Source organism: Streptomyces sp. NPDC055815 (assembly GCF_053616475.1).
In genome coordinates this window covers 16,831-30,895 of the sequence record NZ_JBSHDU010000004.1, presented here as the reverse complement: position 1 = coordinate 30,895, position 14,065 = coordinate 16,831, and the positions used below count along the sequence as shown (strand labels likewise).

General features: G+C 73.2%; 11 protein-coding genes. 8 read left to right on the top strand and 3 right to left on the bottom strand.

What is annotated here, in order from left to right:
• The first annotated feature begins 82 nt into the window (after positions 1–82).
• Together ACWGN5_RS04405 and ACWGN5_RS04400 are read left to right on the top strand one after the other, a co-directional pair.
• Positions 83–1,357: an alanine racemase gene (locus ACWGN5_RS04405; protein ID WP_453511202.1), complete on the top strand. Its 1,275-nt coding sequence runs from the start codon at positions 83–85 to the stop codon at positions 1,355–1,357.
• 21 nt (positions 1,358–1,378) lie between these two features.
• Positions 1,379–2,971, top strand: a complete 1,593-nt coding sequence (locus ACWGN5_RS04400; RefSeq protein WP_453511201.1) for an N-acyl-D-amino-acid deacylase family protein — start codon at positions 1,379–1,381, stop codon at positions 2,969–2,971.
• Here ACWGN5_RS04400 and mptB read toward each other — a convergent pair.
• The 3 genes from mptB to ACWGN5_RS04385 form a co-directional block, all read right to left on the bottom strand.
• Positions 2,945–4,426 (bottom strand): polyprenol phosphomannose-dependent alpha 1,6 mannosyltransferase MptB, encoded by a 1,482-nt coding sequence (mptB, locus tag ACWGN5_RS04395; RefSeq protein WP_453511200.1) that lies wholly within the window; start codon positions 4,424–4,426, stop codon positions 2,945–2,947. The two genes, ACWGN5_RS04400 and mptB, sit on opposite strands and share 27 nt — an antisense overlap.
• Before the next feature lie 11 nt (positions 4,427–4,437).
• Positions 4,438–6,456, bottom strand: a complete 2,019-nt coding sequence (locus ACWGN5_RS04390; RefSeq protein ID WP_453511470.1) for a bifunctional polysaccharide deacetylase/glycosyltransferase family 2 protein — start codon at positions 6,454–6,456, stop codon at positions 4,438–4,440.
• 530 nt (positions 6,457–6,986) lie between these two features.
• Complete coding sequence (locus ACWGN5_RS04385; protein WP_453511199.1) at positions 6,987–7,436, bottom strand: hypothetical protein; 450 nt, start codon at positions 7,434–7,436, stop codon at positions 6,987–6,989.
• 146 nt (positions 7,437–7,582) lie between these two features.
• On the opposite strand from ACWGN5_RS04385, the gene ACWGN5_RS04380 reads away from it, so the two are divergent.
• The 6 genes from ACWGN5_RS04380 to ACWGN5_RS04355 all read left to right on the top strand — a co-directional run bounded on the left by ACWGN5_RS04380 (position 7,583) and on the right by ACWGN5_RS04355 (position 13,949).
• Positions 7,583–8,794, top strand: a complete 1,212-nt coding sequence (locus ACWGN5_RS04380; protein WP_369146207.1) for a pyridoxal phosphate-dependent aminotransferase — start codon at positions 7,583–7,585, stop codon at positions 8,792–8,794.
• A 100-nt stretch (positions 8,795–8,894) separates the two neighbouring features.
• The gene (locus ACWGN5_RS04375) at positions 8,895–9,290 is read left to right on the top strand and encodes an SCO4983 family protein (RefSeq protein ID WP_453511197.1); all 396 of its coding nucleotides are present in this window, start codon (positions 8,895–8,897) and stop codon (positions 9,288–9,290) included.
• Positions 9,291–9,444: 154 nt separating this feature from the next.
• Positions 9,445–10,581, top strand: a complete 1,137-nt coding sequence (locus tag ACWGN5_RS04370; protein WP_453511196.1) for a hypothetical protein — start codon at positions 9,445–9,447, stop codon at positions 10,579–10,581.
• Entirely contained in the window at positions 10,578–11,795 is a 1,218-nt protein-coding gene (locus ACWGN5_RS04365; RefSeq protein WP_453511194.1) for a toxic anion resistance protein, read from the top strand. The genes ACWGN5_RS04370 and ACWGN5_RS04365 overlap by 4 nt, the downstream gene beginning before the upstream one ends.
• Positions 11,792–13,372, top strand: coding sequence for a substrate-binding and vWA domain-containing protein (locus ACWGN5_RS04360; protein WP_453511192.1), 1,581 nt, complete (start codon positions 11,792–11,794; stop codon positions 13,370–13,372). The genes ACWGN5_RS04365 and ACWGN5_RS04360 overlap by 4 nt, the downstream gene beginning before the upstream one ends.
• Positions 13,359–13,949, top strand: coding sequence for a hypothetical protein (locus ACWGN5_RS04355; protein WP_453511190.1), 591 nt, complete (start codon positions 13,359–13,361; stop codon positions 13,947–13,949). The genes ACWGN5_RS04360 and ACWGN5_RS04355 overlap by 14 nt, the downstream gene beginning before the upstream one ends.
• Positions 13,950–14,065 lie beyond the last annotated feature (116 nt).

The window sequence follows — 14,065 nt, the reverse complement described above, 5'->3', positions numbered from 1 at the left end:
CTCGGCCCGGATGTTAGACAGCCATCAGCACCATGCGCAACGAGTGTTGCACACGACGCAACGCCCACGACGAGGAGGCCTCATGCCGCGCACGCCCGACCTGGCGAACGAGCGCGTCGACCACCGCTTCAAGGCCCTGCCCCCGGACGCCGAGGGCCTGACCGTCGGCGAGCTCTCCGCCCAGCGGCGCAACCTCTTCACCGGCGGCTACACGACCCCGGTCCTCGCCCTCTCCGCCGAGTCCGTCGAGCACAACCTCCGCCTCCTGGAGACCTACGCCGAGCGCCACGGCCTGGCCTTCGCCCCGCACGGCAAGACCTCCATGGCCCCCCAGCTCTTCGACCGGCAGCTGGAGCACGGCGCCTGGGGCATCACCGCCGCAGTCCCCCACCAGGCCCGCGTCTACCGCGCCCACGGCATCGCCCGTATCTTCCTGGCCAACGAGGTCGTCGACCCGGTCGCGCTGCGCTGGCTCGCCGCCGAACTCGACGCCGACCCCGCCTTCCAGCTCATCTGCTACGTCGACTCCGTGCGCGGCGTCGAGCTGATGGACGAGGCCCTGCGGGCAGCCGGCGCGGCCCGCCCCGTCGACGTCGTCGTCGAGCTGGCCGCCGGCGCGACCGGGCGGACGGGCGTACGGACCGAGGCGGAGTGCGCGGCCGTCGCCGACGCCGTCGCGGCCGCCCCCACCCTGCGGCTCGTCGGCGTCGCCGGGTACGAGGGCACGATGCCCGGCGCCGACGCCGACAGCGTGCGGGAGTGGCTGCACCGCCTCGTCGGGCTCGCCGCCGACTTCGACAAGGCCGACCGCTTCGACCCGGCGATCGGCGAGATCGTCGTGAGCGCGGGCGGCAGCGAGTGGTTCGACACGGTCGCCGAGGTCTTCGCGGAGATCCCCGACTTCTCCCTCCCGGTCCTGAAGCTGCTGCGCTCCGGCGCGTACGTCTCCCACGACGACGGCCAGTACCGCAACCGCACCCCTTTCAACCGGATCCCCGAGGAGGGCGCGCTCCAGCCCGCGTTCCGGCTCTGGTCGCAGGTCGTGTCCCGCCCCACGGACGGGCAGGCCTTCACCAACGCCGGCAAGCGCGATGCCGCCCACGATCTGCACCTCCCCGAGGCGCAGATCGTCCGCGACGCGCGCACGGGGGAGATCCGCCCCGCGGAGGGCATCACCGTCACGGGCCTCTCCGACCAGCACGCCTGGCTCGCCACCGAACCGGGCGCGGACCTGGAGGTCGGCGACTGGGTGGGGATGGGCCTGTCCCACCCCTGCACGATCTTCGACAAGTGGCAGCTGATCCCGCTCGTCGAGGCGGACGGCACGGTGGTCGACCACATCCGCACGTTCTTCTAGGAGCGAGGGAGGGCCGGGGTGATGGATCTCGTCTTCCGTGACGCGGAGGTCGTCGACGGCAGCGGCGGCGACTCCTACCGGGCCGACGTCGGCATCGAGGGCGGCCGGATCGTCTCGATCGTCAAGGAGGCCGCGGCGGCCGGCTGCCAGCGGCCGACCGCCCGCCGCGTCCTGGACGCCGAGGGCCTCGTCCTCTCCCCCGGTTTCATCGACATGCACGCCCACAGCGACCTCGCGCTGCTCCGCGACCCGGACCACAGCGCGAAGGCCGCGCAGGGCGTGACCCTGGAGGTCCTGGGCCAGGACGGCCTGTCGTACGCCCCCGTCGACGACCGCACGCTCGACGAGGTCCGCCGGGCGATCACCGGCTGGAACGGCGGTGCGCCCGGGGACACGACCATCGACCTCGACTGGCGCACGGTCGGCGAGTACCTGGACCGGCTCGACCGGGGGATCGCGGTCAACGCCGCGTACCTGATCCCCCAGGGCACGGTCCGCATGTACGCGATGGGCTGGGAGGACCGCCCGGCGACGGCGCCCGAGCTCGACCGCATGCGGCGGCTCGTCGCCGAGGGCCTGGAACAGGGCGCGGTCGGCATGTCCTCCGGCCTCACCTACACCCCCGGCATGTACGCCCCGGACGCCGAGCTCACCGAGCTGTGCCGGGTCGTCGCGGAGTACGGCGGCTACTACTGCCCGCACCACCGCTCGTACGGGGCGGGGGCGCTGCGCGCGTACGAGGAGATGGTGGCGCTCACCCGGGAGGCGGGCTGCGCCCTGCACCTGGCCCACGCCACCATGAACTTCGGCGTGAACGAGGGCAGGGCCCCGGAGCTCCTGGCCCTCCTCGACGCGGCCCTCGACGCGGGCGCCGACATCAGCCTCGACACGTACCCGTACACCCCGGGCAGTACGACCCTGCTCGCGCTGCTCCCGAGCTGGGCGAGCGAGGGCGGCCCGGAAGCGGCCCTGGCCCGGCTCCGCGACGACGCGACGGCGGAACGGATCCGGCGCCACCTGGAGGAGCTCGGCTCGGACGGCTGCCACGGGGTGCCGGTCGACTGGGCGACGATCGAGATCTCGGGAGTCACCGCGCCCGCCCTGACGGAGCACGTGGGGCGCCGCGTCGACGGCTGGCCCACCGCCCGCCGGCTCCTCCTGGAGGACCGCCTCGGCACGACGATCCTCCAGCACGTGGGTCACGAGGAGAACGTCCGGTCGATCATGCGCCACCGGGTGCACACGGGCGGCTCGGACGGCATCCTCCAGGGCCTCAAGCCGCACCCGCGCGCGTACGGCACGTTCCCGCAGTACCTGGGGCGGTACGTGCGCGAGCTGGGCGTCCTCTCCCTGGAGGAGTGCGTCGCCCACCTGACCTCCCGCCCGGCGGCCCGCCTCCGCCTCCCGGACCGGGGCCTGGTCCGGGAGGGCTACGTGGCGGACCTGGTCCTCTTCGACCCGACGACGATCGCCCCGGGCGCGACGTACGAACACCCACGCACCCTGCCGGTGGGCATCCCGCACGTCCTGATCGACGGAAAGTTCGTCATGGAGGACGGGAGGAGAACGGACACCCTCGCGGGCCGGTCAATCCGGCGGACGCAGGCCCGCTGAGTCGCGGACCACCACCGGCCGTGGACCGCCCGTGCGCTGGGGCGGAACGGTACCTTCGGCAAGACCGCCGGCTCCGAGGACCCACGGCTCCCGCCGCACCCAGACCAGCCCGACGACCAGTACGAGCCCCGCCAGCACGAACCCGTACCAGGGCGTGTGCCCCGACGGCTGCGTCTCGTAGACGAACGCGGCGGTCACGACCGCCAACACCTGCCCGGCCCGACTCCGCCACGCGACACCCGCAACAACAACCGTCCCCCACAGCACGTACCACGGCTGCACCATCGGCGACAGCGCCACGAGCGCGACCAGCGAGAGCCCGAGCCCGAGGACGGGGTCGAGACGCCCCCGGTAGGCCCGCCAGGCGAGCGCCGCAATGACCCCGACAGCGAGCAGCAGCCCCAGCTTCTGCACGATCCCCTTCACGGGCTCCGCCTCGCCCCCGAGGAGCAGCCCGAGCCCGAGGCCGAGGTCGCTCGTCAGGGACAGCGGCGTGTGGATGGCCGCGGCGACGCTCTGGGTCCGCAGCCACCCGAACCCGGTCCCCGCGAGGACCGACGCCCCGGCGGCCACGGCGCCCGCGACGGCCCCCGGCAGGACGAGGCCCTTCACCAGCCCCCGTACGCCGCCACCGCGCGCGAGGAGCACGCCGATGAAGAGGAGCGCGACCGCCGCCGGCGACTTGACCATCATCGCGAGGCCGACGAGGACGCTGCCGAGCACCCACCGGCCGCGCGTGGCGAGCAGGACGCCGCCGAACATGAGGCCGATCATCAGGCCGTCGTTGTGCATGCCGCCGACGACGTGGACGAGGAGCAGCGGGTTGAGGGCGGCCAGCCAGAGCGCCCCGTCCCGACCGCCGCCGCCACCGCCGAGCCCGCGTACGGCCCAGACGATCAGGGCGAGCGCGCCGAGGGCGACGAGCCGCAGGCCGAGGACGGAGGGCACGACCGCCCCGCCGGTCAGCTTCACGACCCCCGCGGCGAGGAGCAGGAAGGCGGGTCCGTACGGGGCGGGGGTGTGGGTCCAGTTCCCGCCGACGCTCGCCGCCGCGTCCGCCCCGAGGTCGCCGGGGCCGAGGACGGCGGGCCCGGCCCCGTACACGTCGTGGCCTTCGAGGACCATCGCGCCCTGGGCGATGTAGCTGTAGACGTCGGCGCTGTGCAGCGGCGGGGCGAGGAGCAGCGGCGCGGTCCAGCAGGCGAGGGTCGCGAGGACCCCGTCCCGCAGGCCGCGGGCGAGGAGGACGCCGTAACGCCACCAGGCGGCGACGAGCAGGGTCAGGCCGAGGGTCGCCAGGACCGCGCCGCCCACCGCGACCGCGGAGCCGCGCGGCTCCCACAGGGGCCCGCCGCCGAGGACCGGAAGGGTGCCGGCCGCGTACCCGCCGACGGCGACGGCGAGCGACCCGCCCGCACCGAGCCATCGGCATCCGGACGCACTGAAAACCCACATGACGTGCCAACCTACCCCGCCGTGGACTGCCCCACGGCGGCGGTACGGTCCAGGGTCTCGGTCGCGGTGCCGGTGCGCTGCATGCGGTGCCAGCGGAGCCGGCTGCCGAGGAGTGCGGTGACGACGGACTGGACGACGACCAGGTACATGAGCTGGCGGTAGACGACGATCTGCAGCGGCAGCGTCCAGATCGGCTCGAACCGCTCGCGGTCCAGGCGGAGCGCGTACACGGCCGTGCCGACCTGGACGGCGGTGAAGCCGAGCCAGACGCCGAGGGCCTGCCCGGGGTCCTGGAAGAGCAGTCCGTAGACGGCGAAGACGTCGACGAGCGGGGCGAGCAGCGGCAGCACGGTCTGGAAGAGCAGCAGGTAGAGGAGGCCGCGGCGGCCGAGCTTGCCGGACTGGCCGCCCTCGACGACCGCCCTGCGGTGCTTCCACATGGCCTGGAGGGTGCCGTAGCACCAGCGGTAGCGCTGCTTCCAGAGCTGGCGGACGGTGGACGGGGCCTCCGTCCAGGCGATCGCCGACTCCTCGTACACGACGCGCCAGCCGGCCCGGCAGAGCGCCATCGTGAGGTCGGTGTCCTCGGCGAGGGTGTCCTCGCTGACCCCGCCGACGCCCGCGAGCGCGCCCCGGCGGAAGGCGCCGATGGCGCCGGGGACGGTGGGCATGCACTCCAGGACGTCGTACATGCGCCGGTCGAGGTTGAAGCCGATCACGTACTCCAGGTGCTGCCACCGGCCGAGGACGCCCTGCCGGTTGCCGACCTTGGTGTTGCCGCTGACCGCGCCGACGCGGGGGTCGGCGAGCGGCTGGATCAGGCGGCGGACGGCGTCGGGCTCGAAGACGGTGTCGCCGTCGATCATCACGACGAGGTCGTGGTGGGCCCAGGCGAGGCCGGTGTTGAGGGCGGCGGCCTTGCCCGCGTTGGGCTGGCGCACCACCATCACCCGCGGGTCGTCGATGGACTCGGCGATCTCGAAGGTGCGGTCGGAGGAGCCGTCGTCGATGACGACGACCTGGATGTCCTGGTGCGTGGAGGCGAGCAGGGAGCGGACGGTCGCCTCGATCCCGGCCTCCTCGTTGTAGGCGGGCACGAGGATCGAGACGGGCTCGGTCACGGGAGGCAGCCGGGGTGCGCCGCGGCGGCGCTTGGCCCGGGTGCGGCGGACGTGGAGGCGGGCGACGCCGATCAGGAGGGCGAGCCGGACGGCGGTGATGACGCCGGCGGCGACGAGCAGCCAGGTCATGGCGTCGGCGAAGGCCCGGGACGCGTTCTGGGCCTGGACGAAGGCGGCGCCCTTCCATTCGGCGAGCGTCGAGACGTGGTAGGTGGTCTCGGTGAGGCCGAGGGCCTGGCCGACGGAGGTGTACCGGGTGCTGCCGCCGGGGCGGGCGAGGAGCTTCTCGGTCTCCTCGGCGGCCTGCGGGGAGCCGGTGAGCTGGAGGACGGACTTCCCGTCGGCGGCGACCAGGACGTAGCCGGCCTTCGCGACCCGGCGCCCGGCCTCCCACTGGTCCTCGCAGTACGTGGCGAGCCCGGTGGTGTGGGGCAGCCGCAGCAGACGGGTGCCGAGGCCGGTGCTCGCGCCGAGCGCGTTCTGGGTGAAGGAGAGCTCCAGGTCGGCGCGGGTGTCCGAGACCTGGGCGAGGTCGACGTCGGTGTACGTGTGCGAGCCGAGCTCGTGGCCGTCGGTGACGATGCGGCGGACGAGGTCGGGGTGGGCGGCGGCCTCGGCGCCGGTCAGGAAGAAGGTCGCCTTCGCGTGGTGTGCGGCGAGGACGTCGAGCAGGCGCGGGGTCCACTCCGGGGAGGGCCCGCCGTCGTAGGTGAGGGCGACGGTGCCGTCGGGCGGGGTGGCGCTGCGGACGATGCCGTTCTGGTCCACCTGGACGACGGGGCCTTCGCCGCGGCTCGCGGGGGTGGTCGGGCAGGACGCAGGCGGGGCGCCGGTGGCGGCTATCTCGTGGCGGCTGTAGCCGGCGAAGACGAGCGCGGTGGCGGCGACGAGGAGGATCAGGCAGAGCATGGCCCAGTGCGCCCGCGGGTCACGCCGCAGCGCGTGCCGCGTGCGGGGGGCGGCGGGCGGGGCGGGCCTGGCGGGAGCGTCGTACGGGATGTCCTCCCGGTACGGGGCGCGCTCGACCGGCGGGCTGTGCTCGGCGTACGGGCTCTGCTCCAGGTGCGAAGGGTGCGAGGAGTACGGGCTCTGCTCGGCGTGCGAGGAGTACGGGCTCCCCTCCGCGGGAGAGGGGTACGGGCTCCCCTCCGCGGGCGAGGGGTACGAGCCGTACGGCGCGTGCCCGCCCTGCGGCGACTCCTCGCCGTACGGGGTCTGCCGGACGTACGGCGTCTGCTCCGGGTACGAGGGGTACGTCGGGTACGGACCGTGCTCCGCGTACGGCTGCGGCTCCTGCCCCGGGGCCGCGAACGTCTCGCCCCCCTCGTACCCGTACGGCTCCGGGGCCCCGGGCACGTATCCGTACCCCTGCCCCTCCCCGTGCGGACCCGCGTGACCGTACTCGTACCCGTGGTCTCCCGCTCCGCGCCGGTCGCTCGTCACTTCGGGCGCTTCGTCGCGCCCGGCGCCTGGCCGGCCTTGCCCGGCTTGGCGGTCGTGGTCGCCGTCGGGGCGGGGTCCGTCGTGGCGGGGGCGGCGGTCGTGGCGGTGGGCGACGGCGTCTGGGTCGTGCTCTCCGCGCCGGGGGTGGCCGGGTCCGTGGAGGCGGCCCCGTCGCCGGCGCGCGGCGTCGCCGGGCGCTTCGACGTGCCGTCGGAGTCGGAGTCCCCGGACGCCGTGGCGTCCGGCTGGATGAGCGCGGGCGCGTCCGGCTTCTCGTCGTCCGCCCAGGGCAGCGGGCCTCCCGCCGGTCCGGCGCCGAAGGATCCGGCGATGACGACGGCGAGGAAGCCGAGGCAGGCGACGCCGACTCCGGCCGCCGCCCACCGCACCGTGCGGCCGCGTCGCCCCGAGGCGTCGACGAAGACGCTGTTGTCCTGGTGGCTCATGGGCGCGCATTGTAGAGAGCACGTAAAGACAGTGCGAGTCCACACACATTCCGGACAGCCCCGTCGGCACGGCCCCGCCACGCCCCGCTGTCCGACGTGTCCCAAAACACGCCGCATCGCGCCCGCCCTCGCCGTAAGCTCTCGTCATGCAGGTGATCCAGTCCACGAAGCTCGCCAACGTCTGTTACGAAATCCGGGGTCCGGTGCTCGAAGAGGCGATGCGGCTGGAGGCTGCGGGTCATCGCATCCTCAAGCTGAACACGGGCAATCCGGCCGCCTTCGGCTTCGAGTGTCCGCCCGCCATCCTGGAGGACGTGCTCCGCAACCTCTCCGAGGCGCACGGCTACGGGGACGCGAAGGGGCTGCTCTCGGCCCGCCGGGCGGTGATGAGCCACTACGAGACGAAGGGCATCCCGCTCTCCGTCGAGGACATCTACCTCGGCAACGGCGTCTCGGAGCTGATCCAGATGTCGATGCAGGCGCTGCTCGACGACGGCGACGAGGTCCTCGTGCCGGCCCCGGACTATCCGCTGTGGACGGCCTCGGTCTCGCTCGCGGGCGGTACGGCCGTGCACTACCGCTGCGACGAGCAGTCGGACTGGATGCCGGACCTCGCGGACATCGAGCGGAAGATCACCGACCGCACCAAGGCGATCGTGATCATCAACCCGAACAACCCGACGGGCGCCGTCTACGACGACGAGATGCTCCGCTCGCTGACGGAGATCGCCCGCCGACACAGCCTGGTGGTCTGCTCGGACGAGATCTACGACAAGATCCTCTACGACGGCACGACGCACACCCCGACCGCCGCGATCGCCCCCGACCTCCTGGTCCTCACCTTCAACGGGATGAGCAAGAACTACCGGGTGGCCGGTTTCCGCTCCGGCTGGCTCGCGGTCTGCGGTCCGAAGCACCACGCGTCCTCGTACATCGAGGGCCTCACGATCCTCGCCAACATGCGCCTGTGCGCGAACATGCCGGCGCAGCACGCGGTGGCCGCGGCACTCCAGGGCCGGCAGTCGATCGAGGACCTGGTGCTGCCGGGCGGGCGGCTGCTCGAGCAGCGGGACACGGCGTACGAGCTGCTCACGCAGATCCCGGGCGTGACGTGCGTGAAGCCGAAGGGCGCGCTGTACCTGTTCCCGCGTCTCGATCCGAACGTCTACAAGATCAAGGACGACCGGCAGATGGTCCTGGACCTGCTGCGGGCCGAGAAGATCATGGTCGTGCACGGGACGGGCTTCAACTGGCACGAGCCGGACCACTTCCGGATCGTGACGCTGCCGGCGGCCGCGGACCTGGCGGACGCGGTGACGCGGATCGGGCGCTTCCTGGACGGCTACAGCCAGCCGTAGGGGCTGTCCGACCCTCCCTGGCCCACCACCCCGGACACCACTCAACTTTAGACCGAATCTAAGCTAGGATGGCTCCAGAGCACCTCAGGAGGCCATCCCCATGTACGAACCGATCCGCACCAAGTCGGTCCACCGGATGGCCGACGACGCCCAGGGCGCGTACCCCCACCGCTCCCGCGAGGAGGAGCTGGACATCCAGCTCGCAGGACACCTCGCCGCCCTGCTCGCCGTCACCGACGAGCTGGGCGACACGGAGGCCGGCGAGCTCATCGCCCGGCAGGTGGCGCGGCTGCGCGGCGCACCGCCCGCGCGGCACGCGGGACTGAGCGGATCGCCCGCGCAGGACCTGCACCGCAAGGCGCACGCCCTCGCGGGCCGCGCCCTGGTCGTCGCCGCCTCCCGGGCCGACACGGCCGCCGCGATCCTCGCCGCCGGGCGCATGGACGCGCACACCGCGGCGCTGGCCGGGGACCCCACCCTGGTCGCCGCCCCCTGACGGCCCCGGGCCGCGCGGCACGAACCGCGCGGCCCGGGCGCCCACCAATCCGGCACCCGAAGGAACCCCGAACAGCCGGGATACGGCAGCCCGCGCTCCGGTTCGGTACCGGGATCGCTCCTTCACCCCCCGTACACCCAACTCGCCCTGGAATGTGGGTTTCCGCGAGCACGCTGCCCGCGTGAGACGCATCCTGGGAATCGTCCTGGCCGTCCTGCTCCTCGGCGGCGTGGCCGCCGTCCTCGTGACGGGCGGCGACAAGGACACAGGCACGGCAACGAAGACCGTGCGAGGAGTCATCGGATCGGAGAAGGCCGAGTTCTTCGCCGATCCACAGGTGGTGAAGGCCTTGTCCGCCAAGGGCTTCACCGTGGCCACCGAGACCTCCGGGTCCTGGGACATGGAGGAACTGCCGCTCGACGGCTACGACTTCGCCTTCCCGTCCTCCAAGGGCCCGGCCGACGAGATCCGCGCCAAGGCGCAGCGGAAGACGAAGGACAAGGCGGCCTCCGCGCCGCTGCGGCCCTTCTACTCGCCGCTGGTCGTCGTCGCGCACAGCGCCGCCGCACAGGTCCTCGCCGGCAACGGCCTGGCGACCCTCGGCCCGCGCGGGACGAGCGGCACCCTGAAGATGGACGCCTACCTCGCGGCGGCCCGCGCCGACCGGACCTGGCAGCAGCTCAAGGGCTCCGACGGGCACGCCGAACTGAGCGGCACCCTCTTCATCACCTCCACCGACCCGGTCGCCTCCAACTCCGGCGCCCTCTACCTCGCCGCCGCGAGCTATGTCGCCGACGGCGGGCGGGTCGCCGGGAACAAGGCCGCCGTCGACCGCACGGCCCCGCTCATGCGCAAGCTGGTGCAGGTGCAGGGCGCCCAGCAGTCCGGCTCGGACGCGCCGTTCCGGGACTTCGTCAGCGGCGTCGGCAACCCGCTCGTCCTCGTGTACGAGTCGCAGGTCGCCGCCCAGCTGCTCGCCGGGCGCCCCATGGGCGACCTCGTCGTCCTCTACCCGGACACCACCGTCAACAGCGACCACACCCTCGTACCGCTCACCGAGACGGGCCGCGCGCTCGGTGAACTCCTCGCCACCGACCCCGAGTTGCGCAAGCTCGCGGTCCGCCACGGCTTCCGGCCGCAGGGCGCGGCGAGCGAGTTCACCGCCGCGACCGGCGGCCACACCGCCTACCTCAACCAGACGCTGACCGGAGTCCGCCAGGCGCCCGTGCCCACCAGCAAGGTGCTGCACGAGATGGCGCTGCGGGCCCGCGACCAGGGGGACACCGCATGACCACGCCCGAGGATCCGAGAAGGACGATGGCCCTGACACCGCCCGGGCAGGACGCCCCGCTCGTCCTGACCCCGCCCGAGCCCGTGCCCGCCGTCCGCGCCGAGCAGGCCTCCGGCCTGGTGCCGCTGGACGAGTCGGTCCGCACCGAGATGTCCCGCCGGGCCGTCGAGTACGTCGGCTCGCTGTCCGGACTCGACCCGCGCTCCCCCGAGTTCACCGGCCGCATCAACGAGATCGCGGCGCTCGGCGCGGGCGAGATCCGCACCGCCGCCCAGCAGTCGAACCGGATGCTCGACCGCACGATCCGCTCCCTCGGCGAGGGCGCGGGCGGCGGCGACGCGCAGACCCGGGTCGGCTCCTCCCTCGTCGAACTGCGGCGCACGGTCGAGGACCTGGACCCCCGGGACACCCCCGCCAAGGGCTTCAAGGGCCTCCTCTCGAAGCTGCCCGGCGGGAACAAGCTGCGCGACCATGTCGCCAAGTACGCCTCCTCGCAGGCCACTCTGAACCGGATCGTCGGCTCGCTGCGCAGTGGCCAGGACGAACTGAGCCGCGACAACGCCGCGTTGCAGACCGAGCGGGCCCGGCTGTGGGAGACCATGGGCAAGCTCCAGGAGTACGCGGTGCTCACCGACGCCCTCGACGCGGCCGTCGAGGAGCGCATCGCGCTCACCGCCGACCCGGCGCAGGCGGACGCGCTCCGCGCCGACGTCCTCTTCCCGGTCCGGCAGAAGCACCAGGACCTGCTGACCCAGCTCGCCGTCTGCGCCCAGGGCTATCTGGCGATGGACGTGGTCCGCCGGAACAACGACGAGCTGATCAAGGGCGTGGACCGGGCGGCGACGACGACCCTGTCGGCGCTGCGGATCGCGGTGATGCTCGCCTCCGCGCTGGAGAACCAGCGGAAGGTCACCGAGCAGGTGATCGCGCTGCGCTCGACGACCGAGGACATCGTCCGGGGCAACGCGGAGATGCTGGAGCGGCAGGCCGGGGACATCCAGGCCCTGGCGGCGGACCCCGCGGTGGGCGCGGAGACGCTCCGTACCGCCTTCCAGCAGATCTACCGGACGCTCGACGCGATCGACACGTACAAGGTGCGGGCGACGGAGTCGATGGCGGCGACGGTCGCGTCGCTGTCGGCCGAACTCCAGGAGGCGAGCGCCCACTTGGAGCGCAGCCACCGCACCGGCTCCCTGGAGGGCGGCCCCGCATGAGAACCCGCGTCCCCACCCGTACGATCGCGGCCCTCGCGCTCGCGCTCCTCGCCACCGCCTGCTCCGGCGGCGGCGACGACCGCCCCGAGGCGCAGAACACGGAGTTCAAGGCCGGCACCCTGCGGGTCCTCGCCTCCTCCGAGCTGGCCGACATGGCCCCGGTCCTCGACGAGGCCGGCAAGGCGACCGGCATCACCGTCCGGCCCACGTACGCCGGCACTCTGGACGCCGTCCAGCGCATCGCCTCCGGCGAGGCCGACAAGGCGTACGACGCGGTCTGGCTCTCGTCCAACGACTACCTCCGGCTCCGTCCCGACACCGCGAAGAAGATCACCAACGAGACGCCGATCATGACCTCGCCGGTGGCGCTCGGCGTGCGGCCCGCGGCCGTCGCCCGGCTCGGCTGGGACCCGGCGAAGGTGACCTGGTCGCAGCTGCACCGGGCGGTCGCCGACTGGAAGCTGACGTACGGCATGACGGACCCGAAGCGCTCCAACTCGGGTTTCTCCGCGCTCGTCTCGGTCGCCTCCGGCCTGTCCGGCGCGCAGTCGGCCCTCACCGAGCAGGACGTCACCAAGGCCACCCCGAAGCTCAAGGAGTTCTTCACCGGCCAGAAGCTGACCTCGGGCTCCTCGGGCTGGCTCGCCACCGCCTACGCCCGCCGCACCGACGTCGACGCGCTGGTGAACTACGAGTCCGTGCTGCTGTCCGCGCCCGAGAAGCTGACCGTGATCCGGCCGTCCGACGGTGTCGTGACCGCCGACTACCCGCTGACCCTGCTCACCGCGGCCCGGCCCGAGGCGAAGGAGGCGGCGAACCGGCTCACCACCTGGCTGCGCACCCCGGACGCCCAGCGGAGGATCACGGAGACGACCCTGCGCCGCCCGGTGGTCGCCGGGGTCCGCCCGGCTCCGGCGCTCGCCCGTGACGCGCGCCGCGAGCTGCCGTTCCCGGGCAGCCGGGCGGTCGCCGACGATCTGCTCGACGCGTACGACAACACGCTGCGCAGGCCCTCCCGCACGGTGTACGTGCTGGACACCTCGGGCTCCATGCGCGGCGAGCGGCTCGACCGGCTGAAGTCGGCGCTCGTCGAGCTGACCGGTGACTTCCGGGACCGGGAGGAGGTCACCCTGATGCCCTTCGGCTCCGCGGTGAAGCAGAACGAGGTCCGTACGCACACGGTCGACCCGGCCTCCCCGAAGGCGGCGCTCGACGCGATCCGCGACGACGCGGGGAAGCTCTCGGCCTCCGGCGGCACGGCGATCTACTCCAGCCTCCAGGAGGCGTACAAGTTCCTCGGGCAGCCCCGAAACGGTATGGCGCCGGGCGACACCTTCACCTCGGTCGTCCTGATGACGGACGGGGAGAACACCGACGGCGATCCGGCGTCCGCCTTCGACAGCTTCTACCGCTCCCTCCCGGCCGAACAGCAGCGCACCCCGGTCTTCCCGATCCTCTTCGGGGACTCCGACCGGGGCGAGCTCGACCACATCGCGAGCCTGACCGGCGGAAAGCTCTTCGACGCCCACCAGGGTTCGCTCGACGGCGCCTTCGAGGAGATCCGTGGGTACCAGTAGCCGCCTGCTCGGGTACGTCGAGTCCCGCAAGAACCTGACCGGCAGCGTCTGCGGTCTGGCCGGCGTCGGGATCACCCTCACCGGCGCGGCGGGCGGCCTGTGGCCGCTGGTCGTCGGCGGTCTGTACGCGGCGGGGGCGCTGATCGCGCCGCCGGAGCGCCCCGACACCCCGCACTTCCCGAGCGCGGACGAGCAACTCGACGCGCTGCGGGACGACTTCGCGACCCTTCGCGCGTACCTCACCGAGGTGGAGCTGCCGCCGGACACCCGGGAGAAGGTGACCGCGCTCGAGACCCTGGTCGAGGCCCTCCTCGAACCGGGCTGGGTGAGCGATCCTGAGCACCTCCACGTGCTGGCCCGCGCGGTCCGCCAGGACGTCCCGGAGGCCGTCGACACCTTCGTACGGACGCGGTGGTGGTCGCGGTTCACGCCGGGCGCCGAGCCCCCGGAGAGCCACCTCGAACGCCAGCTGGCCGCGCTGCACGAGGAGATGACGGCGATCGCGGCCGCCCTGCGGGACGCGGAGGCGATCCGCCAGGAGGTCCACACCCGCTATGTGGAGGAGCGGGGCAACTGAGGTCAGGACATGCGCCGGCCCCCGGAGCCTGAGGGGGCTCCGGGGGCCGGTTGCGTCGTGATGGACCGTCGTGACCCCACTGGTCAGGGCGGTGTTTCGGGGCAGCCCACCACGAG